This is a genomic window from Nonomuraea sp. N2-4H (assembly GCF_045291505.1).
Classification (GTDB): Bacteria; Actinomycetota; Actinomycetes; order Streptosporangiales; family Streptosporangiaceae; genus Nonomuraea; species Nonomuraea fastidiosa.
Window position 1 is genome coordinate 4,096,799 of the sequence record NZ_CP147987.1, and the last position, 22,039, is coordinate 4,118,837.

Genomic DNA, 22,039 nt, shown 5'->3' on the forward strand with positions numbered 1-22,039 from the left:
AGGTCCTGCCATGGCACAACGTACGGTGGTCGTCGCCTCGGCCAGCGGCCTGCACGCCCGCCCCGCCAAGCTGTTCGTGCAGGCGGCGGCCAAGGCGGGCGTGCCGGTGACGATCCGCGCCGGTGACAAGGCCGTACCGGCCAAGAGCATGCTGGGCGTGCTGTCGCTGGGGGCCGTGAAGGGCACGGAGGTCACGCTGGAGGCCGACGGGCCGGGCGCCGAGGAGGCGCTGGACGCGCTGGCGGCGCTGCTGGCGCGCGACCTCGACGCGGAAGAGGCCCCCGATGCGTGACGACACCGCCCCGCCCGTCCCCGCGTCACCGTCCCCCGATGCCGGGGAGGGGGAGTGGAAAGGGAGCGCGGGGCGGCTGGCCGGGCTCGGTGTGAGCCAGGGACGGGCGGCCGGGCCGGTGCTGCGGATGGCCGGCCCGCCCGCGCTGCCCGCGCCGCGCGCCGTCGGCGACCCCTCGGCGGAGGTGGCCGCGGTCGGCAAGGCGCTGGAGGCGGTGGCCCAGGACCTGAACAGGCGGGCGGCGGAGGCCGGCGGCGAGGCGTCCGAGATCCTCGAAGCGCTCGCCATGATCTGCGAGGACCCGATGCTGCGCGAGGACGCCGAGTCCAGGGCCGCCTCGGGCGTGGACGCCGCCCACGCGCTCGACGCCGCGTTCGCCCAGCACCGCGAGGCGCTGGCCGCGCTCGGCGGCTACCTGGCAGAACGCGCCGCCGACCTCGACGACCTCAAGCACCGCGCCGTCGCGTCGGTGCTCGGTCTGCCCATGCCGGGCCTGCCCGACCCCGGCCACCCGTACGTGCTGGCCGCCGACGACCTCTCCCCCGCCGACACGGCGGGGCTGGGCGACGACGTGCTGGCGCTGGTCACCGAGCGCGGCGGGCCCACCAGCCACACCGCGATCCTGGCCCGCGCCCGGGGTCTGCCCGCCGTGGTGGCCTGCAAGGGCGTCATGGACCTTCAGGACGGCACCGTCGTCGGCGTGGACGGCACCACCGGCGAGATCGCCGTCGGCCTCACCGAGGCGGAGGCGGCCGCGGTCACCGAGGCCGAACAGGCACGCAGGGCCAGGCTCGCCGCCGGTTCAGGGCCGGGCAAGACCGCCGACGGTCACCCGGTCAGGCTGCTGCTCAACATCGGCTCGGCCGCCGACCTGCGGCCGGACGCCGAGGGTGTCGGACTGTTCAGGACGGAGTTCCTGTTCCTCGACCGTAAGCAGGCGCCGTCGCATGAGGAGCAGGTGAGCGCGTACGCCGAGGTGTTCGCGGGGAGCGGCAGCGTCATCGTGCGCACGCTCGACGCGGGCACCGACAAGCCGCTGCCCTTCCTCGGCCTGCCGCGCGAGGAGAACCCGGCGCTCGGCGTACGCGGCCTGCGCGTGGACCGGCTGCTGCCCGACGTACTCGACACCCAGCTCGACGCCATCGCCGAGGCCGCCCGCCGCACCGGCACCGAACCCTGGGTGATGGCGCCCATGGTCACCACGGTCGCGGAGGCCGGCGCGTTCGCCCGCCGCGCCAGGGCCAAGGGCATCGCCAAGGTGGGCGTCATGATCGAGGTCCCGGCGGCGGCGCTGCGCGCACACCGCCTGCTGCAGGAGGTCGACTTCCTCAGCATCGGCACCAACGACCTCGCCCAGTACACCTTCGCCGCCGACCGCCAGCACTCCGCCCTCGCCGACATCCTCGACCCGCGCCAGCCCGCGCTGCTGGAGCTGATCGCGATGTGCGCGCGGGCCGGGCAGGAGGCGGGCAAGCCGGTGGGGGTGTGCGGGGAGGCCGCGGGCGACCCGCTCCTCGCGCCGCTGCTGGTGGGGCTGGGGGTGACCAGCCTGTCCATGGCGCCGGTGTGCGTCCCCGCCGTACGGGAGGCCCTGGCCGGCCTGACGCTCGCCGAATGCCGCGAACGCGCGCGAGCCGCCCTGGAATGACCTGACCGTCCCGCCCGGTCGGCTCAAACCTGGGAGCAGGGCGGTCCGGGCGGGACGGCTCACCGTGTGAGGCGCGGCGGTCGTGGACGTCGTGGGGGGGCACGGCCACCGAAGACCGGTCAATCGGCGGACCGCTCCTTGTGATTCATGTGCGTGAGGCGTTCGGTGGCGGCCATCCAGGCCGCGAACGCCACGCACCCGCCCTCGAACGCGACCAGCCGCCCGTCCCAGGCATCGCCCGGACGCCCGGTCTTGGCCGCCGAGCGCAGCAGCGCGAGCCCGCCGACCAGGTTGGCCAGCCCCCACACCAGGTTCACGCCCGGCCCGGAGCGCGGCTGGCGAGCGGGGTGAGGTGGCGGCGTCCCGTGGCGGCCGTGGCCAGGTGGGGTGCGCTGTTGCTCACCAGCAGCCCCGCCACGAACGACCGGGCCGCAGGCGAGAACCTCACCTGCCCACCTTCCAGCCGTGCAGCTTCATCAGCCGGGCCGCCACCCTGGCGAACCGCTCACCGTCCAGCACCGCGCCCTCGCGCCTGATGTCGTCCTCGTCGAGCTCGAAGACCCGGTCGAGGCGGACGTAGGAGACGCGGTCGTCGTTCCCCCACCGTCCCAGCTCCAGCCACTCGGGGCCGTCGTCGCCCTTGCTGGACAGCATCATGCCGAGCAACCGCCGCCCGGCACGTCCCACGACCAGCAGCGGCCGGTCCTTGCCCCGGGACGGGTCCTCCTCGTACGGCACCCACGCCCACACGATCTCCCCCGGGTCGGCCAGGCCGTCGAGGTCGGGAGAGTACGCCAGAGTGGCGGCGCCGCGCACGTCGTAGACCTCACGTACGGCGCCCCGGGCGGGGCGGGGGTCCTCACCTAGATCACGCATTGGGGGAGCTTACGGCGCGCACCCTCCGAAAATCCACCCCGCCCGCCGCACGACCACGGCATCGCCCCGGAAGCTCGCGCCCTCTGCTCGCCTGCCCGCAGGAGACGCCACGCACCGGCCCGATGACGACACCTCCGAATGGACAGGGCCTCCTGCAAGAGCCGAACCGCAACAGGCGCCGGCACGTGGCTCCCGCGCGGACAGCAGCCGACACAGTCGCAGACGTGCGGCCGACCGCCGCCACGGAACGCAGCTGCGCCGAAGGCGACCACCGATGATGCTCGCGAGCCGGGACCGTCACGGTAGCCGGGCGCCGAGCAGGCGGCGCACCGCCGTCGGTGTGTGGCCGACGTGGCGGCGGATGGTCCTGGTGAGGTGGGCCTGATCGGCGAAGCCCAGGTCGGCGGCCAGCTCGGCCAGGCTCGGCGCGCCGTCTTCGAGCCGGTCGAGCGCCCTTCCGACGCGCACTCGGTTGCGGTAGTGGGTGAGGGAGACGCCCAGCTCGCGGGTGAAGGCGCGGCTGAGCGTGTAGGGGGACACGCCGAGGTAGGCCGCCAGCGACGTGAGCGTGGCGGTCTCCGGGACGTCGGCGGCGAACGCCTCACGGGCGGCCCCAACGATGCCGACCGCGTCCATCCGCCCCGCAGCCCGGGACAAAGTCACCCCCGCGTCCATCCGCCCCGCTGCCCGGGACAAAGTCACCCCCGCGTCCTTCCGTCCAGCGACCCGAGACGCGGTCACCGCGTCCTCCCTCCTTGGCGCCTGCGACGGGGTCAATGCTGCGTGCGTCCGCCCCGCCACCTGTGCAGAGGTCATCGCCGGGGCTTCGCCGCGCGGACCGGCCTGCGCGCCCGGCCCTGCGGCGGTGCGCCGGGTAGGCGCCGCTGTGACGTGGGACGGAGCGCCATCACCAGCGGACGTGGCCGGGGCGAGGGCGGCGCGGAGGAGGAGCATCAGGGTCTCGGGCAGCTCGTACGCGATGTCGCCGTCGCGGGCCGCCCTGAGGACGCGGCGGTGGGCGAGGTCGAGGCGGGCGTCCACGTAGAACGCCGGCGCCGCGAAGGCTGGGCCGGAGTCGCCGGACGTACGGGCGCCGTCGTGGAGCGGCATCGCGCTGGTGAGCGTACGCCACAAACCGGGCGACAGGGACAGGGAGGTGCAGACGTCGCCGCCCGCCGGGTGGGCGAAGCGTTCCTCTTCGCCGGGCAGCCCGATGTAGGCCATCGTCGGGTCGCTGACGACGGCCCGCCCGCGCGTCATCCGCCGGAACACGCCCCGCCGCACCAGCACCACCCGATAGCGGTCGCTCACCTCGGGAGCCGACCACCGGCGGTGATCGTCGACGCAGGTCACGACGTCGAGCCGGAACCCGGGACCGGAGGCCAGAGACACTGACGAACGCACGCCGGAAACGTTAGCCACCGCCTCCGACAATTCCGCCCCGTCGCAGCCTCGGCGGCCGTGGACGTGATCGCCGGGCTCGTGCCAAACTGGGCGGCGACACATCGACAACAGCTTGTCAGCGCCTGGTCGGTCGGTGGAGTGCGCTGGCCTGCTCGCTCGGTCGCGAGCACGGCCGGTCGTGCCTCCAGGCGGGATCGCGGTCGTGTACGCGCCGAGCCGTACACGAAAGGAACCGCATGTCCACCGACCCGTTCGGACTCACCGGCGCCGACCACTACATCCCCGATCCGGAGCGCGACACGGCGCTGCTGCTGGGCGCCTTCTACCAGCACCTCGCCACTGCACTGCCCGAGTACGCGCCTCTCACCGCCGCCATGCGGGCGCGTCAGGACGAGCTCGAAGCGGCGAACGCGCATCTGATCGTCGATGAGCCTGCCCGCCACAACCTGCGCATGACCCTGGCTCTGGTCGCCGCGTACGAGGTCCTCTCGCCCAGGCTGGGCAGGGAAGAGGCGATCGCCGCCGTACGCGCGGCCTTCATCGAACCGCTCGGCGACTCCCTCAAGGAGGGCACCCGGGCGATGCTGGACGGCGCGCAGGACGCGTTCCAGGCCATGGTGGAGCTGAGCAAGTCGCGTGAGGAGCACGCGTTCGGCAAGGGGTTCGTCTTCGCCCGGCCGGTCGACGACGGCGAGCGCTACCACGTCGAGGTGCGCCGGTGCTTCTACCACGATGTCCTGCTCGCCAACGGGGCGCCGGAGCTGACTCCGGTCATGTGCGCGTTCGACGCGAACTGGATCGAGGCCATCGCGCCCGACCGGCACGGCTTCCGATTCGAGCGCCGCACCACCATCGGGACGGGCGGTACGCACTGCCCGTTCCACTTCGTCCGCACCCGCTGAGGCCACTGTCCGAGGGCCGCAAGGATGTTCAAGACCGGGCCGCCGCTCCCCCGGCACGCTGGGCTCCATGACAGCGAACATTTCGTCCATCGTGTTCGATTGCGCCGACCCGGTCGCCCTCGCCGGCTTCTACGCCAAGGCGACCGGCTGGAAGCAGACGGGCGACGCCGATTTCGCGTCGCTCGAGGGCGGCCCGGTCTCGGTGTCGTTCCAGCGGATCGACGGCTATCAAGGGCCGGGGTGGCCGGGTGGCGGCAAGCACGCGCACCTCGACCTCACCGTGCCCGATGTCGAGGCGGCCGAGAAGGAGCTGGTCGCGCTGGGTGCGACGGTGCCGGAGTTCCAGCCTGGCGGTGACGGCTGGACGGTGCTCGTCGATCCCGAGGGGCATCCGTTCTGCATCATGGCCGCCGGTTAGACGGCATGGCCGGGCCGCTGGGGGCGGTCCCTACCCGAGCCCAGCGGCCCGGCCACCGCGCGGGCGTTCGCCCCTGTCCCAGCCGCTCGGTCGCGCGGGTGCTCGCGTCGCCGGTCAACGGCCCCGCCGCGTGCGGGCATTCGCGTTCGCCGGACGGCCGGGCAGCCGCAGCGGCCGGCCCGGCCCGTCAGGTCAGCTTCGCGAAGAACGTCCTGATGTCGTCGGCGAGCAGGTCGGGAGCCTGGACGGCGGCGTAGTGGCCGCCGCGCTCGAACTCCGACCAGTGCACGACGTTGTGCACGCGCTCGGCGTACCGCCGCACGGTCGTGTCGCCGGGGAAGACCGCGATGCCGGTCGGCGTGGGATCGGGGGCGGCGGGCGGGGCCTAGTCGGGCAGGCTCTCTTTGTACAGGCGGCCTGCCGAGCCCGCCGTGCCGGTGAACCAGTAGAGGGCGACGTTGGTGAGGATGTCGCCCGGGTCGAGCCCGCCGACGTCCCGGCCCCGGGAGGCGGACGCGTCCAGGTTCCAGGCGAGCAGCCCGGCCGGTGAGTCGGTGAGCGCGTAGGAGAGGGTCTGCGGCCTGGTGCCCTGGATGGCGGCGCGTCGAGCGCGTCCGGCCAGCGGGTGCCGGCGAGGCGCTCGCGCAGGTCGTCGAGCTCGTCCTGGGCGATGTCGAGGACGTGGTCGTCGATGAGCGATGGCATGCGCGGCAGGCTAGGAGCCCTACAGGCCACATTCCGGCCGCAATGCCACGCTCGTTCGCCGGCTGCGCCGCCGGTAGCCGGTAGCCGCTCATCCGGCGGCGAGCGATCTCACGCGCGCACCTTGCTCTAGAATTTCGTTCTGTGTCGTCAGAGTCAGCGTTCTTCACGCTCAAGCGGGACGAGTACGTCCCCGCGCCGCACGCCCGTGGTCCCTGGTCCCCCGGCATGCTGCACGGCCGGTTGCTCGGCGGTCTGGCCGCACGCGCGATCGAGCAGCGGCACGCCCGGCCTGGCCTGCGCTTCGCCCGGCTGACCGTCGATCTGTTCCGCAACAGCCCGATGCTGCCGGTCACCGTCGAGACCTCCCTGGTCAGAGACGGCCGCAGGATCCGCGTGGCGGACGCGACGATCTCCACCGCCCAGGGTGTCATCGCGCGGGCGAGTGCGGTGCTGCTGCGGGAGGGCGAGCAGCCCGGCGGTGAGCGGTCGCTGGTCACGCCCGCCTGGGACGTGCCGCCGCCCGAAGGACCGCCGGTTGAGGCGAACGGGCCGTGGACGCCGCCGTTCGACCTGTGGCGGGTGACGCAGTGGGGCGCTCCGGGGCCGGGCCGGGTGTGGATGCGCGAGCGGTTCGCGCTGGTGGACGACGAACCGCTGACCCCGATCGTACGGGCCGCGCTGGCCGCCGACTTCGCCAGCCCGCTCAGCAACTCCCAGGCCGACGGCCTGCGGTTCATCAACGCCGACTACACGCTGACCCTGGCCAGGCCGCCCGAGGGCGACCTCATCGGTATGGAGAGCACCGGCCACGTCAGCGACGGCGGCGTCGCGACCGGTCAGGTGACCGTGCACGACGCCGCCGGGCCGTTCGGCTTCTGCGTGGTGACGGCCCTCGCCAACGGCTCCGCCATGACGAAGCCGCCCAGCGCCGGGTAGCGGGCTACGCCGGACGTTCCGTGCGGTCGCCGGACCAGTCGGTGTGGAAGGTGCCCTCCTTGTCCACCCGCCGGTAGGTGTGCGCGCCGAAGTAGTCGCGCAGTCCCTGCACCAGCGCCGCCGGGAGGCGGTCGCGGCGCAGCCCGTCGTAGTAGGCCAGGGCCGAGGAGAAGCCGGGCGTCGGCACGCCGATCTGCACCGCCGTGGTGATCACGCGCCGCCACGACTCCTGGGCCGCCTCGAGCGCCCCGGCGAAGCTCGGGTCGGCGAGCAGCGTCGGCAGGTTCGGGTTCGCGTCGTACGCCGCCCTGATCCGGTCGAGGAACTTGGCCCTGATGATGCAGCCGCCACGCCAGATGGTGGCCATGGCGCCGAGGTCGAGGTCCCAGCCGTACTCCTTGGAGGCGGCGGCCATCTGGTCGAAGCCCTGGGCGTACGCGACGATCTTGGAGGCGTACAGCGCCTGGCGGACGTCCTCGATCAGCTCGCGCCCGCCGACGCCGGACAGGTTCGGACCGCGCAGGGAGCGGGCGGCGGCGCGCTGCTCGGGGTGGCCGGACAGGGCGCGGGCGAACGTGGCCTCCGCGATGCCGGTCACAGGCACGCCCAGGTCGAGCGCGCTCTGCACGGTCCAGCGGCCGGTGCCCTTCTGCTCGGCCTGGTCGACCACGATGTCCACGAACGACTTGCCGGTCTCGGCGTCGACCTGGTCGAGCACCTCGGCGGTGATCTCGATCAGGTACGAGTCGAGGTCGCCCCTGTTCCACTCCCTGAAGACCTCGGCGAGCTCGGCCGGGGTGGCGCCCAGGGCCTGGCGCAGCAGGTCGTAGGACTCGGCGATGAGCTGCATGTCGGAGTATTCGATGCCGTTGTGCACCATCTTCACGAAGTGCCCGGCGCCGTCGGGACCGACGTGCACGGCACACGGCACGCCGTCGACCTTGGCCGCGATGTCCTGCAGGATCGGGCCGAGCGCCTCCCAGGACTCCTTCGACCCGCCGGGCATGATGCTCGGGCCGTTCAGCGCGCCCTCCTCGCCGCCGGAGATGCCGGTGCCGACGAAGTGCAGGCCGCGCTCGCGCAGCGCGGCCTCGCGGCGGCGGGTGTCCTCGTAATGCGCGTTGCCGCCGTCGACGATCATGTCGCCCGGCTCCATCAGCTCGGCGAGCTGCTCGATCACCGCGTCGGTGCCGGCGCCGGCCTTCACCATGATGATCGCCCGGCGTGGCCGCTTCAGCGAGGCAACGAAGTCGGCCATCTCCTTCGCGGGCACGAACGCGCCCTCGTCACCGAACTCCTTCACGAGTTGCTCGGTGCGGCCGTAGGAACGGTTGTGCACGGCGACGGTGTAGCCGTGCCTCGCCAGGTTCCTGGCCAGGTTACGCCCCATGGTCGCCAGGCCGGTGACGCCGATGTCTGCCAAGTCCATTAGTCAGCTCCTCTGTGGGGAATACGCAACATCAAGCCCGGCGGTTCGCGGGGATATTCCCGTCAGTCGCTCTGGCGCACACCGAGCTCGTCGAGCCGGTCCAGCATGTCCGCCGGGTCGGCGTACACCCGGAAGGCCCCCGCACGCTCCAGCTCGTCCCTGCCATACCCGCCGGACAGCACCCCGATGCCGAGCGCCCCCGCCCGGCGGGCGGCGAGCAGGTCCCAGACGCTGTCGCCCACCACCATGGCGTGCGTGGGATCGACGCCGGCCAAGGCCGCGCCCGCGAGGAACAGGTCGGGGTCGGGCTTGGCCCTGCGCACCATGTCGCGGGTGACCATCGGCGTGTCACCAGGGAGCCCGAGCAGGCCCAGCGCGAGCCGGGCGGTGCGGGCGTAGCCGCTGGTGCAGATGGCCCACGGCACGCCCCGCTCGGTCAGCTCGCCCAGCAGCTCGACCGCGCCGGGCAGCGGCCTGACGGAGTGTGCCTGCTGCTCGTACGCCTCGGCGTGGTGGGTCTGCAGCTCGTCGATCTGCTCTCTGGACAGCTTGAGCCCGGTCTCGCGCAGCAGCGCGCTGACGAACAATCCGCCGCTCATGCCGATGCGCCGGTGGATCCGCCATACGGACAGGTCGATGCCCATCCCGGACAGCGCCTGCCGCCAGGCCACCACGTGCTGGTAGACGCTGTCGATCAGGGTGCCGTCGAGGTCGAACAGAAACGCCGCGGTGGGAGCCTGCGGGAAGTCACGCATGCGTCCATGACACCATGGCCGACATGCGGATCATCATCGCGGGTGGACACGGGAAGATCGCGCTGCGGCTGGCGGCCCGGCTCGCGCCGGAGTCTCAGGCGGTCGGCCTGGTACGCAACCCGGCGCACGTCGCCGACGTCGAGGCCGCCGGGGGCCAGGGCGTGGTGTGCGACCTGGAGCGCGCGGGCGTCGATGAGGTCACCGGGATCGTCGAGGGGGCCGACGCCGTGGTGTTCGCGGCCGGGGCCGGTCCGGGCAGCGGGGCGGCGCGCAAGGACACCGTCGATCGGGCCGCCTCCGTGCTGATGGCCGACGCCGCGGAACGGGCCGGGGTACGGCGCTTCGTCCAGATCTCCGCCATGGGTACGGGCAAGCCGCCCGCGCCGGGCAGCGACGAGGTGTGGGCCGCCTACATCAAGGCCAAGACCGAGGCCGAGGAGGACCTGCGCCGCCGCGACCTCGACTGGACGATCCTGCGGCCCGGCCGCCTCACCGACGAGCCGGGCACGGGCCGGGTGCTGCTGGCCCCCGAGGTGCCGCGGGGCGCGGTGCCGCGCGACGACGTGGCGGCCGTCATCGTCGCCCTGCTGGCGAGTCCGGGAACGGCCGGTCGCACGCTCGAACTCGTCTCCGGCGACACCCCCATCGGGGAGGCCGTCGCAGCCCTGTAAGCCGTCCGGCACGCCCCGGCTGGGGCGGCCGATGAACCGGGAGTCCCCCGGCGGTTGCGTGCTCAGCCGGGGAAGACGGCGGCCAGCTCGGGGATGCGGGCGCGGTAGCCGTCGAGCAGCTTGTGCGCCGTCGGCACCGAGTCGACCAGCGGGTGCAGCGCGAACGCGGCGACCGCGAGTCGCGACGACCCGGTGAGCGCGGCCTGGATGGCGGTCTGCTCCACCTCCTTGACCTGCTGCATGAGCCCGAGGAAGCGGCCGGGCAGCGGCCTGGTGGCCAGGGGACGGACGCCGGAGCCGTCCACCGCGCAGGGGATCTCGACGACGGCGTCGTCGGGCAGGCCCGGCACGGCCGAGCCGTTGCGCACGTTGAGGATCATCGTCGAGGGCTCACCTCTGGAGATGGCGGCCATGAGGGCGAGCGCGATGCCCTCGTACCCGCCGGCCTCCAGGTCCTCGGCCGAGCGCTCGCCGGCGTCGGCGGCCTCGCGCGCCTCCGCCATGTACGACTCGTCGCGCTCCTTGCGGGCCAGCCGCCAGGCGTTCAGCGCGTCCTCCGGCCGCTCGCGCACGGCGGCGTAGAAGCGTTCCTGCTGCTCCAGCAGCGCCTCGCCGCGGGTGCGCCCGGCGCCGGCGGCCACCGCCTGCCGGGAGAAGTAGTAGTAGTACAGGTACTCGTTGGGCAGCGCGCCGAGCACCCGCACCCAGTCGGGGCCGAGCAGCCTGGCCTCCTCCACCCGGTGCAGCGCGGCGTCGTCGGCGAGCAGGTCGGGCAGCACGTCCCGGCCGTCGTGCTGGAGCCCGCGCAGCCAGCCGAGGTGGTTGAGGCCGACGTAGTCGGGCGAGACGCGGGCGGGGTCGAGCCCGAGCGCGCCGGTCGCCCGCCTGATGAGCCCGATGGGCGAGTCGCAGATGCCGATGACGCGGTCGCCGAGCACGCCGCGCATGGCCTCGGTGATCATGCCGGCCGGGTTGGTGAAGTTGATGACCCACGCCTTGGGCGCGCGGGCGGCGACGCGTTCGGCCACCCGTACGGCGACGGGCACGGTGCGCAGCCCGTACGCGATGCCGCCTGGGCCGGTGGTCTCCTGGCCGACCAGGCCGAGTTCGAGCGCCACCCGCTCGTCGGCGGTGCGCCCGGCCAGGCCGCCCACGCGGATGGCGGAGAAGACGAAGTCGGCTCCGGTGAGCGCCTCGTCGAGGTCGGTGGTGACGCGCACGCGAGGCGGGTCGTCGTGCCCCGCGGCCTGGCCGCGCAGCACGTGGGAGATCGCCTCAAGCCGTTCGGGCGAGACGTCGTAGAGCACCACCTCCTCCACCCGGGGCTTGGCGGTGTCGCGCAGCAGCGCGCCGTAGACGAGCGGGACGCGAAAGCCCCCGCCGCCGAGTACGGCCAGTCTCATCCTCAGCCTTTCACGTGAGCAGCACTTCGACGCCGGCGGCGGCGCAGGCGCGCAGCGTCGCCTCGTCGGCGCCTTCGTTCGTGACCAGCACATCGACGTCCTCAGGACCGCACACGCGCAGCGCGCCGGTGCCGGGGAACTTGTGCCGGTCCGCAAGCAGCACCACCTGCCCGGCGGCGGCGATCATGGCCCGTTTGAGCGGCACCTCGGCGAGCGTGGTGTCCACGAGCTGCCCGTCCGGACGTACGCCGCTCGCCCCGAGGAACACCCGGTCGGCGACAACCTGGGCGAGCGCCGCCTCGGTCAGCACGCCGACGAGCGAGTGGTAGGGCCGGCGCACCATGCCGCCGAGGAGCAGCAGCTCGACGGCGGGGTCGGAGCGCAGCACGTCGAGCACGGCCAGGCTGGAGGTGACCACGGTGACGCGGCGGCCGCGCAGCTTGCGCGCCAGCCGCATGGTGGTCGTGCCGATGTCGAGCAGGACGACGTCGCCGTCGCCGACCAGCTCGGCCGCGCGGGCGGCCACGGCCTCCTTGTCCTGCTCGTCGGTGGCCGCGACCTCGGAGAACGGCCGGTCGGCGTCGGCGTCGACGGTGGCCAGGGCGCCGCCCCTGACGCGCCGCAGGGTGCCGTCGCGGTCGAGCACCTCGAGGTCCCTGCGGATGGTGGACGGGCTCACGCCGAGCTGACTGGCGAGATCGCGCACGCTCGTGGCGCCCGAGTCGCGGACGCGGCGCATGATCTCGGCATGCCGGAGGCGCTGGAGCACGCCGGGAGTCTAACATTCAAAAACGCGCAGAAGTAAGCAACTTGCGCCAAACGAGTGCGCGAGCACTTGCAGAGTGCGAGCAAACGTGCAAGATTGCGCAGAACCTGGTGTGTCGAGGAGGACTTATTCCCGTGTCTGTCCAGGCGTACGACCCTCTTGCCGGTGAGCGCAGCCCCGATGCCCCGCAGTTCGATGTCTTCCTGGCGGGCACCGTCTTTCTCGACATCATCTTCACCGGCCTGCCCGCCATGCCCGCGGCGGGCACCGAGATCTGGGCCGAGGGCATGGGTTCGTGCCCCGGCGGCATCGCCAACCTGGCCATCGCGACGAGCCGGCTCGGGCTGCGCACGTCGCTGGCGGCCGCGTTCGGCGATGACGACTACGGCGACTTCTGCTGGCGCACCCTCGAGGAGCAGGAGTCGGTGGACCTGTCGCGCTCGCGCCGCTTCGAGCACTGGCACTCGCCGGTGACGGTGTCGATGGCCGTGCACCGCGACCGCAGCATGGTGACCCACGGGCATCCCGCGCCGATGCCGGCCAACGAGATGATCGGCAAGCCGCCGCGTTCGCGCGCGGTGATCGCGACGCTGTCGCCCGACGAGCCGCTCGGCTCGCCCGACGCGCCGTGCTCGTGGGCGGAGCTGGCCTCCCGCGACGGCGCGCTGATCTTCGCCGACGTGGGCTGGGACCCGTCGGGCGCCTGGTCGCGCTCGGTGCTCGACCAGCTCGAGAACTGCCACGCGTTCATGCCGAACGCGACCGAGGCGATGGCCTACACCGGTACGGAGACGCCGCGCGACGCGCTGTACGCGATCGCCGACAAGGTGCCCCTGGCCGTGGTGACCGACGGCGCCAACGGGGCGATGGCGATCGACTCCACGACGGGCGAGGAGGCGTTCGTGCCGGCGCCCCGGGTGACGGCGCTCGACCCGACCGGCGCGGGGGACGTGTTCGGCGCCGGACTCGTGCTCGGTACGCTGTGTCGCTGGCCGCTCGACGACCGGCTGGCGTTCGCCGAGCTGTGCGCCGGGCTCGCGGTGCAGCAGTTCGGCGGCTCGCTGGCCGCGCCGGGCTGGGGCGACATCGCCGACTGGTGGCACGAGGTGCGCGAGGCCGCCCCGCACGGCGGCGCGTACGGCAGCTCGCTGGCCCGCCGCTACGCCTTCCTCGACCGGCTGGTGCCCACCGACCCGGTGGGAGCGGTGCGCCGGGCCGCCGCCACCATCGCCCGGTACGCCGACGTGGGCATGGCACCCCCCGCTTCCGGGCAGCGGCCGGAAGCGCCGCGACCCTCGCCCGAGGGTGACGAACCGGACACGCCTCGCGCCCCTGTCCAGAAGGAGTAACGCATGACCGCCCCGACGCGACGACCGCGCGGTTCGAGAGCCTTCGCCCTGCTCGCCGCCGGCGCTCTGACCCTCACCGGGGTTCTGGCCGGGTGCGCGCCCGGCTCCTCCGCCCCTCCCGCCTCGTCGCCGCCGCAGCCGTCGGCCTCGGCGGTGCGCACCGACCCCGCCCAGCTGGGCCAGGTCACGCTGACCGTGTGGGACCAGGAGGTGCGCGGCGGCCAGGCGGCGCAGATGGAGCGGCTCAACAAGGCGTTCCAGGAGAAGTACCCCAACATCAAGCTCAACCGGGTCTCCCGCTCGTTCGACGACCTCAACACCACGCTGCGCCTGGCGCTGAGCGGCAACGAGCCGCCCGACGTGGTGGAGGCCAACAACGGCCGCTCGTCGATGGGCGCGTTCGTCAAGGCGGGGCAGCTGCTGCCGCTGGACGCCTACGCCGACGCCTACGGGTGGAAGCAGCGCTACCCCGAGTCGGTGCTGCGCTACTCGCGCTACACCGCCGACGGCAAGGTGTTCGGCGAGGGCAACCTGTACGGTCTGCCGCAGGTCGGCGAGGTCGTCGGCATCTTCTACAACAAGGCCAAGCTCGGCAAGCTGGGCCTGAAGCCGCCGGCGACGTGGGCCGAGTTCGAGTCGGCGCTGGAGACGGCGAAGGCGAAGGGCGAGGTGCCGCTGCAGTTCGGCAACCTCGACAAGTGGCCGGCGGTGCACGTGTTCGGCACCGTGCAGGGCCGCGAGGTGCCGAAGGAGCAGATCAGCACGCTGGCCTTCGGCAAGAAGGGCGCGTCCTGGACCTCGCCGGAGAACCTCAAGGCCGCCGAGCAGCTGGTGAGCTGGGTGGACAAGGGCTACTTCGCCAAGGGCTTCAACGGGCAGGGCTACGACGCCTCCTGGCAGGCGTTCGGCAAGGGCGAGGGCGTGTTCCTCATCGCCGGCACGTGGCTGCTCGCCGACCTGGACAAGGCGCTCGGCTCCGACCTGGGCTTCATGCTGCCGCCGGGCGCGACGGCCGACGCCCCGCCGGTGGCGACGGGCGGCACGGGGCTGCCGTTCGCGGTGACGTCCAAGAGCAGGAACCCGGACGCGGCGGCGGCGTACATCGACTTCATCACCAGCGCCGACGCCATGAAGGTGCTGACCGAGACCGGTAACCTGCCGGTCGCCGACACCTCCGCGCAGAGCGTGAAGGAGGGTCCGCAGCAGGACGTGTTCACCGCGTTCGGCACGGCCACCGAGAAGGACGGGCTGGTGCCCTACCTCGACTACGCCACCCCGACGTTCGCCGACACGCTGGGCGCGGCGCTGCAGGACCTCCTCGCCAAGAAGGCCACGCCGCAGGAGTTCCTGGAGAAGCTGGAGAAGGACTACACCTCGTTCGTCGAGAGCAACGGAGGATGACCCGACCGCCCGGGGAACCCCGCCGCGTCGCCTACCTCTACCTGCTGCCCGCCTTCGTGATCTATGCGGCGTTCCTGCTGTTCCCGATCGGGCGGGCCGTGCAGTTCTCCCTGTACGACTGGGACGGGCTGTCGGTCGGCACCTGGGCGGGGCTGGACAACTACCTCGCGATCGTGACCGACGAGGGGCTGCGCGCGGCGTTCGCGCACGCGCTGGTGCTCGTCGTCTTCTACGCGGTGTTCCCGCTGGTCATCGGTCTCGCGCTGGCCGCGATCCTGAACCACGCCAAGGTGCGCGGCCTCGGCTTCTTCCGCACGGTGGTGTTCCTTCCGCAGGTCATCGCGATGGTCGTGGTGGCGGTGGCCTGGCGGCGCGTGTACGCCCCCGACGGCTCGCTCAACTCCCTGCTCAGCGCGCTCGGGCTGGACTCGCTGACCCGCGGCTGGCTGGGCGACTACACGTTCGCGCTGCCCGCCGTGGGCGTGGTGGGCACCTGGTTCGAGACGGGCCTGGTGACGGTGCTGCTGCTGGCCGGGATGAGCCGGGTGCCGTCGGAGCTGTACGAGGCGGCCCGCCTCGACGGCGCGGGCGCGGTGCGCGAGTTCTTCGCGGTCACGCTGCCGTCGGTGCGCGCGGAGATCGCGGTGGCGCTGACGCTGACGGTGATCGCCGCGCTGCGCACCTTCGACCTGGTGTACGTCACCACCCGCGGCGGGCCCGGCGACTCCACCTCGGTGCCGTCCTACGAGGTCTACCACCGGGCCTTCGGCCTGGGGCAGGTCGGCTCGGCGGCGGCCATCGGGGTCACGCTGACCGTGCTGATCTTCATCGTGTCGTTCGGGGTCAACCGCTTCGCGGACAGGAGGCTGTCGTGATCTCGCGCGGTGAGCGGGTGGCGAACTACGTCATCCTGACGGTGTTCGCCGCGTTCGCGCTCTACCCGATCGTGGTGATCCTGTCGGCGGCGCTCGGCCCGGCCGACAGCGGCGGCACGTCCGGCCTGGGGAACTTCGCGGCGGCGTGGGAGATCGGCCGGTTCGACTCCTATCTGCGCACCAGCCTCGCGGTGTCGGCGTTCGTGGTGGTCGTCAGCGTGATTTTGTCGATCATGAGCGGGTACGCCTTCGGCACCATGCGTTTTCGCGGCCGTACGGTGCTGTTCTACCTGTTCATGCTGGGCATCATGATGCCGAGCGAGGCGGTGGCGGTGCCGCTCTACTTCGATCTGCGCTCGCTGGGGCTCATCGACACGTTCTGGTCGATCACGCTGCCGCAGGTCGCGCTGTCGGTGGCGTTCGGGACGTTCTGGATGCGCGCCTACTTCCTGACCTCCAGCCGGGCGATCGTGGAGGCGGCCCGCATCGACGGCGCGTCGAGCTGGCGCATCCTGTGGCAGGTGCTGCTGCCGCCCGCCAGGCCCGCGGTGGTCACGCTGACGCTGCTGGTGTTCATGTGGACGTGGAACGAGTTCCTCATCCCGCTGATCATGGTGACCAGCGAGTCGCTGCGCACCGCGCCGCTCGGCCTGGCGTTCTTCCAGGGGCAGTACACCTCCGGCTTCACGCTGCTCGCGGCCGGATCGGTCATCGTCGCCACGCCCGTCGTCGTCTTCTACCTGTTCCTCCAGCGCCACTTCGTCCGCGGACTGCTCCAGGGGGCGGTCCGCGAGTAACCCCCCGGAGGTTCGATGCCCATCACAAGATCCGTAGCGCGGCGGCGGACCGCGGTGACCGCGCCGCTGGCCGCGGCCGCGCTCGTCCTCGGCGTCACGCCCGCACTCCCGGCGTCGGCGGCCGCTCCCCCATCGGCTGTTCACGAGCGTCCAGGCAAGACGCCCGTCGATCTGGACGCGTTGTTCGTCGGCGCGCACCCCGACGACGAGTCGGGCACGCTGTCCACACTCGGCCAGTGGAACGAGGATCACGGCGTGCGCGCCGGCGTGGTGACCGTCACCAGGGGCGAGGGCGGCGGCAACGCGGTCGGGCCCGAGGAGGGCCCGGCGCTCGGCCTGCTGCGCGAGGCCGAGGAGCGCTCCGCCGTCGGCAAGGCGGGCGTGCGCGAGGTGTTCAACCTCGACGACGTCGACTTCTACTACACGGTGAGCGCGCCGCTGACCGACCAGGTGTGGGGCGGCGACACGCTGGAGAAGGTGGTCAGGGTCGTCCGCCAGACCCGGCCCGAGATCATCCTCACCATGGACCCGGCGCCGACGCCGGGCAACCACGGCAACCACCAGGAGGCGGCCAGGCTGGCGATCGCCGCCTTCTACGCGGCCGCCGACCCGAAGAGGTTCCCCGAGCAGATCACCAAGGAAGGGCTGAAGCCGTTCGCGCCCGCCCGGCTGCTCACCAGCGGGGCGCGCGGCACCGGCCAGCCCGGGGAGGCGTGCTCGTCGACGTACAAGCCGGCGAACCCGGCGCAGAACGTCTTCGGCGTCTGGAGCGGCCGCACCTCGGCGCGCCAGGGCAAGACGTGGGCGGCGATCGAGCGTGAGGCGCAGCGCCAGTACGCCTCGCAGGGCTGGGCCGGCTTCCCCGACGTGCCGTCCGACCCGCAGCAGCTCGGCTGCGACTTCTTCACCCAGGTGGACGCGCGGGTGCCGTTCCCCGAGCCGGGCAGCGCGGCCGCCGCGGCGCCTGCGAACATCCTGGACGGCGCGCTGACCAGGCCCAAGGGCGGCGTGCCGCTCGGCACGCGGTTCTTCCTGCGCACGAGCGACTTCGACGTGCGGCCGGGCGCCGCGTTCACGGTCGAGGCCGAGGTGAGCGCGCCGCAGCGGGACCGGCTCGGCCGCTCCACGGTGGCGCTGCGGATGCCGGAGGGCTGGCAGGTCACCGGCTCGGGCGACCTCGGACGGGTGCGGGCCGGGCAGACGGCGAAGGCCACGTTCACGGTCACGCCGCCCGCGCAGGCCGAGCCGGGCCGGGTGCGCGTCGCGGCCACCCTCACCACCGAGAACGGCGGCGGCTACACCGACCGGCAGGTCGAGGTGAGCCCGCCCGTACGCGCCGCGCAGCAGCCGCTCCCCCAGGTCGCCCAGTACGAGGAGTGGACAGCCGAGGTCGGCGTGCCGCAGCTCGGCGGCATCGTCCAGCCGGTGCTCACGCTGCCGTCGGGCGGCAGCCGCGAGGTCGGCGTGGTCGTCACCAACGTCGGCTCCGAGACCCGCTCCGGCACCGTGCGCATCGACCTGCCCGGCGGATTCACCGCCGAGCGCACCGAGGCGCCGTTCGAGGACCTGGCGGCGGGCGAGTCGGTGACGGTGCCGTTCAAGGTGACCAACTCCGACCCGTCGCTGAAGACCTCCAACGAGGGCGGTGACTACGCGTACACGATCACCACGACGATCGACGGCGGCGGCTCGGCCGTCACCAGGCCCGCGCTCGAACTGGTCCCGGCCACCACGGTGCCGCAGGCCGAGACCGCGCCGGCCGTGGACGGCGCGGAGGGCGACGGCGAGTACACCGGTGACACGCTCGACATCTCCCGCCGGTGGGAGGGCAGCGAGTGCGCGTCGGCGGCCGACTGCTCGGGCACGGCCAAGCTCGCCTGGCACGACGACACGCTGTACGTGCTGGTGCACGTGAAGGACGACGTGCTCGGCACCGCGCTGGAGTCCTCCGACTGCAAGCGGCACTGGCGTACCGACGCGGTGGAGGTCACGCTCGACCCGCGCGGCGCGTCCGAGAACACCTCCACCACGTTCAAGACCGCGGTCCTGCCGGTCACCGCCGAGGGGCCGCCGTGCTTCCTGCGGGACGCCGACAACCGCCAGGGCCCCGGCGAGGAGACCGCGCCCGGCATGAAGGTGGCGTCCACGACCGGTGACGGCGAGTACACGGTGGAGATGTCGATCCCGATGGAGGTGCTGCCCGGCGCGGTCGATCCGGAGCACCTGGGGCTGAACATCCTCGTGTACGACTCCGACACCCAGGACAAGACCGGCCAGACCCGTATCGGCTGGTCGACGTGGGGCGGGGTGCAGGGCGACCCGTACCGGTGGGGCGTGGCCAGGCTGCCCGGCTACCAGCCGCCCGCCGACCGGCCTGTCACGCCGCCCGAGCCGGTGATCCCCGACACGGCGCTGTCCAGCCTGGACTCGCCGCAGACGCTGGAGCAGTCGGTGCGGGTGAACGTGCCGCCCGCGGGCGCGCCGGCCGCCGACCCTGCTGCGCGTGTGGTGTCCGCGTCGAGTGGGCGTGATTCCGTACGGGTGCGGCTGCAGGCCGGGGAGCCCGGCGAGGCGCACCTGTTCGTCCGCGACGCCGAGGGCACGGCCGGGAGCGAGGTCGTGAAGATCTCCCGCAAGGGGGTCACCACCGTCACCGTGCCGGTGACCCGCATCCCGGGCGAGGGCGCGACCGTGCTGGCGGGCTGGGCGGCCCGCGACGGCGGCACGGCGGCGGCATCGGCCCCGCTGCGCTGAGCCCTGCTCAGGGGGACGCCGGCTCCTGTCGTCACTTTCTGTGATTGTCCGACTACAATCCGGGTAGATGTGCAGGAGCCAACGTCCCCCCCGTGCGGCGTTCCCCTCTCCGCCGCGCGCGCACGAAAGGGAGCCCCCATGCCCGGACTCGACCGGTGCGCGACCATGCCCGTCCATCGCCGCCTGCTCGCCTCATCGCCTCGCTACGCGCTCGCCCTCGCCGCCATCGAGAACGAGACGTTCGCCAGGAGGACCGCCAGGGCGCCCGGCAGGGAGGAGGTCGTCACCATCCCCGTGGTGGTGCACGTCGTCCACCACAGCCCTGAGCAGGACATCGGGCAGGAGCAGATCGACAGCCAGCTCGAGGTGCTCAACGCCGACTTCCGGCGGGCCAACCCCGACGTGAGCAAGGTGCCGCAGGTGTGGCGGGACCTCGTGGCCGACGCCCGGCTGGAGTTCCGCCTGGCCGAGACCGCCCCTGACGGCTCGCCCGCCACCGGCGTCGTGCGCGTCTCGACGGACGTCACCGGCTTCTCCACCGATGACCGGGTCAAGTTCACCGCCCGGGGCGGCTCCGACGCCTGGCCCGCCGACCGCTACCTCAACATCTGGGTGTGCGAGCTGGACGACGCGCTCGGCTACGCCGCCTTCCCCGGCGGGCCGCCCGAGCTCGACGGGATCGTCATCCGGCACTCCGCGTTCGGCACCACCGGCACGGCGGCGGCCCCGTACGACGGGGGCAGGACCGCCACCCACGAGGTCGGCCACTGGCTCAACCTGCGCCACATCTGGGGCGACGACGGCGACGGCTGCTCGGGCAGCGACTTCGTCGACGACACCCCCAACCAGGCCGGCCCCAACCACGGCGCGCCGTCCTTCCCCCAGGTGAGCTGCGGCAACGCGCCCCACGGGGACATGTTCATGAACTACATGGACTACGTCGAGGACGCGGCCATGTTCATGTTCACCAAGGGCCAGGCGGAGCGGATGGACTCGGCGCTGGCCGGGCCGCGTTCGTCCTTCCTGACGCCGCGGCTGCGGGAAAGCATGCGCGCCGCCGCCCCCAGCTGACGCAGGTGGCCGGCCCGCGTAGGTCATCCGCATGGCAAGTCGCCGGGCCCGGTCGTCAGTGCTGCTCACCCCGGCTGCGAACATGGGGAGCATGCGTGTTGTGGTGATCGGAAGCGGCATCGTGGGCGCCGGCGCGGCCTACCACCTGAGCCGCAGGGGCGCGGCGGTGACCGTCGTGGACGGCGGCTTCCCCGGTGAGGCGACGCAGGCGGGCGCCGGCATCGTCTGCCCGTGGGTCGACCACCCCGAGGACGACGACTGGTACCGCCTGACCCGCGAGGGCGCGCGCCACTACCCCGGCCTGGTCGAGGAGCTGGGCGAGGACATCGGTTACGCCAAGGTGGGCGCGCTGCTGGTGGCCGAGGACCCGGTCGATCTGGAGCCGGTGCGGGCGCTGCTGCGCCGCCGCCACGCGGGCGCGCCCGAGATGGGCGAGGTCGTGGACGTCCCGACCCCCGTCGAGCTGTTCCCGCCGCTGTCCGACACGCTGAGCGCGCTGCTGGTACCGGGCGCGGCCAGGGTGGACGGCCGCTCGGTACGCGACGCGCTGCTCGCGGCGGCCGTGGCCAGAGGCGCCGAGGTCCGTACGGGCACCGCCACCCTGACCCCCGGCGGTCAGGTCCTGCTGCACCCCACCGAGGATCAGCCCGGCGGGCCTCTCGCTTCTCCAGCCTCTTCCCGGGCCGTTTCTCCCGGGGACACGGCTGCTGTCTCCGGGGCCGCCGGTTCCGCTGCTGCCGGGACGGACGCATCCGAGACGGCGGCGCAGAAGGCGGCTCGCCCGGGGACGGAGGGCGCGGAAACGGACCGGCGGGGAGCCGCCCGGCCGGAGGCTGAGAGGCCGGCGGCAGGTGGGCGGGAAGCGGCCGAAGCCGCCGGCGGCGGTGACTCGTGGCGGCAGTCGGCGCCGGTCGCCTCCGCGCCTTCGATGCCCGGCGTCTGCAAGACACCGACGGGCGAGGGCGTGCCGATCGAGGCGGACAGGGTGATCGTGGCGGCCGGGGCGTGGACCGGTGAGGTGTGCCTGCCGCTGGGCGTCGAGCTGCCGGTCTTCCCGCGGCGCGGCCAGATCCTGCACGCCACGCTGGAGGGTGTGGACACCGCGTGGTGGCCGATCATCCTGCCCCGGCAGGGGCCGTACCTGCTGGGCTTCCCCGACTCGCGGGTGGTGATCGGCGCGACGGTGGAGGACGTCGGGTTCGCGCCGCGCGTCACGGTCGGCGGGCTCGACGAGGTGATCGAGGCGGGGCTCAGGGTGGCTCCGGGGCTGGCCGGTGCGACGGTGTCGGAGACCCGGGTCGGCCTGCGCCCGGTCTACGCTCCCGGTCCGGCGCTGATCGGGCCGGTGACCGATCGGGTGGTGGTGGCGACGGGGCTGAGCGCGTACGGGCTGACGGCCGGCCCGTTCGCCGGCGAGATCGCCGCCGCGCTGGTGCTCGGTGAGCGGCCGCCGATCGACATCACGCCGTACCTGCCACCGAGAAGCCCCTGACATCGGGCCCCAAAATCGGTCACTGAGCGCGATAAGCCACCCTGCCCGTCAAGTACGACAAGCAGCAACGTAAGATCGGATACCTCCCCACCGGT

General features: G+C 73.0%; 21 protein-coding genes. 13 read left to right on the forward strand and 8 right to left on the reverse strand.

Annotated features, from left to right (window positions below; translation table 11 throughout):
• The first annotated feature begins 10 nt into the window (after positions 1 to 10).
• Positions 11 to 292 (forward strand): HPr family phosphocarrier protein, encoded by a 282-nt coding sequence (locus WBK31_RS19055; protein WP_364053184.1) that lies wholly within the window; start codon positions 11 to 13, stop codon positions 290 to 292.
• Positions 285 to 1,940 (forward strand): phosphoenolpyruvate--protein phosphotransferase, encoded by a 1,656-nt coding sequence (gene ptsP / locus WBK31_RS19060; RefSeq protein ID WP_364053187.1) that lies wholly within the window; start codon positions 285 to 287, stop codon positions 1,938 to 1,940. The genes WBK31_RS19055 and ptsP overlap by 8 nt, the downstream gene beginning before the upstream one ends.
• Positions 1,941 to 2,059: 119 nt before the next feature.
• Here the strand turns inward: ptsP and WBK31_RS19065 are convergent, their stop codons facing one another.
• From WBK31_RS19065 to WBK31_RS19080, 4 genes are all read right to left on the reverse strand, one after another.
• On the reverse strand, positions 2,060 to 2,257 hold the full coding sequence (locus tag WBK31_RS19065; protein ID WP_406675331.1) for a hypothetical protein: 198 nt from the start codon (positions 2,255 to 2,257) through the stop codon (positions 2,060 to 2,062).
• Positions 2,254 to 2,388, reverse strand: coding sequence for a hypothetical protein (locus WBK31_RS19070; RefSeq protein ID WP_406675332.1), 135 nt, complete (start codon positions 2,386 to 2,388; stop codon positions 2,254 to 2,256). Before WBK31_RS19070 ends, WBK31_RS19065 begins: the two co-directional genes overlap by 4 nt.
• Positions 2,385 to 2,816, reverse strand: a complete 432-nt coding sequence (locus tag WBK31_RS19075; protein WP_364053193.1) for a type II toxin-antitoxin system PemK/MazF family toxin — start codon at positions 2,814 to 2,816, stop codon at positions 2,385 to 2,387. The genes WBK31_RS19070 and WBK31_RS19075 overlap by 4 nt, the downstream gene beginning before the upstream one ends.
• Before the next feature lie 297 nt (positions 2,817 to 3,113).
• Positions 3,114 to 4,220 carry a helix-turn-helix domain-containing protein gene (locus WBK31_RS19080; RefSeq protein WP_406675333.1) on the reverse strand — a complete coding sequence of 369 codons (1,107 nt, stop codon included), beginning with the start codon at positions 4,218 to 4,220 and terminating at the stop codon, positions 3,114 to 3,116.
• A gap of 236 nt (positions 4,221 to 4,456) precedes the next feature.
• Here WBK31_RS19080 and WBK31_RS19085 point away from each other — a divergent pair, with 236 nt between their 5' ends.
• From WBK31_RS19085 to WBK31_RS19095, 3 genes are all read left to right on the forward strand, one after another.
• Positions 4,457 to 5,122, forward strand: coding sequence for an L-2-amino-thiazoline-4-carboxylic acid hydrolase (locus WBK31_RS19085; RefSeq protein WP_406675334.1), 666 nt, complete (start codon positions 4,457 to 4,459; stop codon positions 5,120 to 5,122).
• A gap of 67 nt (positions 5,123 to 5,189) precedes the next feature.
• The gene (locus tag WBK31_RS19090; RefSeq protein WP_406675335.1) at positions 5,190 to 5,540 is read left to right on the forward strand and encodes a VOC family protein; all 351 of its coding nucleotides are present in this window, start codon (positions 5,190 to 5,192) and stop codon (positions 5,538 to 5,540) included.
• An 846-nt stretch (positions 5,541 to 6,386) separates the two neighbouring features.
• Entirely contained in the window at positions 6,387 to 7,181 is a 795-nt protein-coding gene (locus WBK31_RS19095) for a thioesterase family protein (protein WP_364053205.1), read from the forward strand.
• A gap of 4 nt (positions 7,182 to 7,185) precedes the next feature.
• Here the strand turns inward: WBK31_RS19095 and gndA are convergent, their stop codons facing one another.
• Both gndA and WBK31_RS19105 read right to left on the reverse strand, forming a co-directional pair.
• On the reverse strand, positions 7,186 to 8,610 hold the full coding sequence (gene gndA / locus WBK31_RS19100; RefSeq protein ID WP_406675336.1) for an NADP-dependent phosphogluconate dehydrogenase: 1,425 nt from the start codon (positions 8,608 to 8,610) through the stop codon (positions 7,186 to 7,188).
• Positions 8,611 to 8,672: 62 nt separating this feature from the next.
• Entirely contained in the window at positions 8,673 to 9,365 is a 693-nt protein-coding gene (locus tag WBK31_RS19105) for an HAD family hydrolase (protein ID WP_406675337.1), read from the reverse strand.
• Positions 9,366 to 9,388: 23 nt separating this feature from the next.
• Between WBK31_RS19105 and WBK31_RS19110 the strand changes: the two genes are divergently transcribed.
• Positions 9,389 to 10,036 carry an SDR family oxidoreductase gene (locus tag WBK31_RS19110; RefSeq protein WP_406675338.1) on the forward strand — a complete coding sequence of 216 codons (648 nt, stop codon included), beginning with the start codon at positions 9,389 to 9,391 and terminating at the stop codon, positions 10,034 to 10,036.
• A 62-nt stretch (positions 10,037 to 10,098) separates the two neighbouring features.
• Here WBK31_RS19110 and WBK31_RS19115 read toward each other — a convergent pair whose 3' ends face one another.
• Both WBK31_RS19115 and WBK31_RS19120 read right to left on the reverse strand, forming a co-directional pair.
• On the reverse strand, positions 10,099 to 11,439 hold the full coding sequence (locus WBK31_RS19115; RefSeq protein ID WP_364053216.1) for a 6-phospho-beta-glucosidase: 1,341 nt from the start codon (positions 11,437 to 11,439) through the stop codon (positions 10,099 to 10,101).
• A gap of 10 nt (positions 11,440 to 11,449) precedes the next feature.
• On the reverse strand, positions 11,450 to 12,208 hold the full coding sequence (locus WBK31_RS19120; protein ID WP_364053218.1) for a DeoR/GlpR family DNA-binding transcription regulator: 759 nt from the start codon (positions 12,206 to 12,208) through the stop codon (positions 11,450 to 11,452).
• A gap of 131 nt (positions 12,209 to 12,339) precedes the next feature.
• Here WBK31_RS19120 and WBK31_RS19125 point away from each other — a divergent pair, with 131 nt between their 5' ends.
• From WBK31_RS19125 to WBK31_RS19155, 7 genes are all read left to right on the forward strand, one after another.
• Complete coding sequence (locus WBK31_RS19125) at positions 12,340 to 13,554, forward strand: PfkB family carbohydrate kinase (protein WP_406675339.1); 1,215 nt, start codon at positions 12,340 to 12,342, stop codon at positions 13,552 to 13,554.
• A gap of 3 nt (positions 13,555 to 13,557) precedes the next feature.
• On the forward strand, positions 13,558 to 14,955 hold the full coding sequence (locus WBK31_RS19130) for an extracellular solute-binding protein (RefSeq protein WP_364053225.1): 1,398 nt from the start codon (positions 13,558 to 13,560) through the stop codon (positions 14,953 to 14,955).
• On the forward strand, positions 14,952 to 15,830 hold the full coding sequence (locus WBK31_RS19135; protein ID WP_364053228.1) for a sugar ABC transporter permease: 879 nt from the start codon (positions 14,952 to 14,954) through the stop codon (positions 15,828 to 15,830). The genes WBK31_RS19130 and WBK31_RS19135 overlap by 4 nt, the downstream gene beginning before the upstream one ends.
• Positions 15,827 to 16,627, forward strand: coding sequence for a carbohydrate ABC transporter permease (locus WBK31_RS19140; RefSeq protein WP_364053231.1), 801 nt, complete (start codon positions 15,827 to 15,829; stop codon positions 16,625 to 16,627). The genes WBK31_RS19135 and WBK31_RS19140 overlap by 4 nt, the downstream gene beginning before the upstream one ends.
• A gap of 15 nt (positions 16,628 to 16,642) precedes the next feature.
• Complete coding sequence (locus tag WBK31_RS19145) at positions 16,643 to 19,381, forward strand: sugar-binding protein (protein ID WP_406675340.1); 2,739 nt, start codon at positions 16,643 to 16,645, stop codon at positions 19,379 to 19,381.
• A 138-nt stretch (positions 19,382 to 19,519) separates the two neighbouring features.
• On the forward strand, positions 19,520 to 20,452 hold the full coding sequence (locus tag WBK31_RS19150; protein WP_364053237.1) for a zinc metalloprotease: 933 nt from the start codon (positions 19,520 to 19,522) through the stop codon (positions 20,450 to 20,452).
• 91 nt (positions 20,453 to 20,543) lie between these two features.
• Positions 20,544 to 21,944 (forward strand): NAD(P)/FAD-dependent oxidoreductase, encoded by a 1,401-nt coding sequence (locus WBK31_RS19155; protein WP_406675341.1) that lies wholly within the window; start codon positions 20,544 to 20,546, stop codon positions 21,942 to 21,944.
• The last annotated feature ends 95 nt before the right edge of the window (positions 21,945 to 22,039 follow it).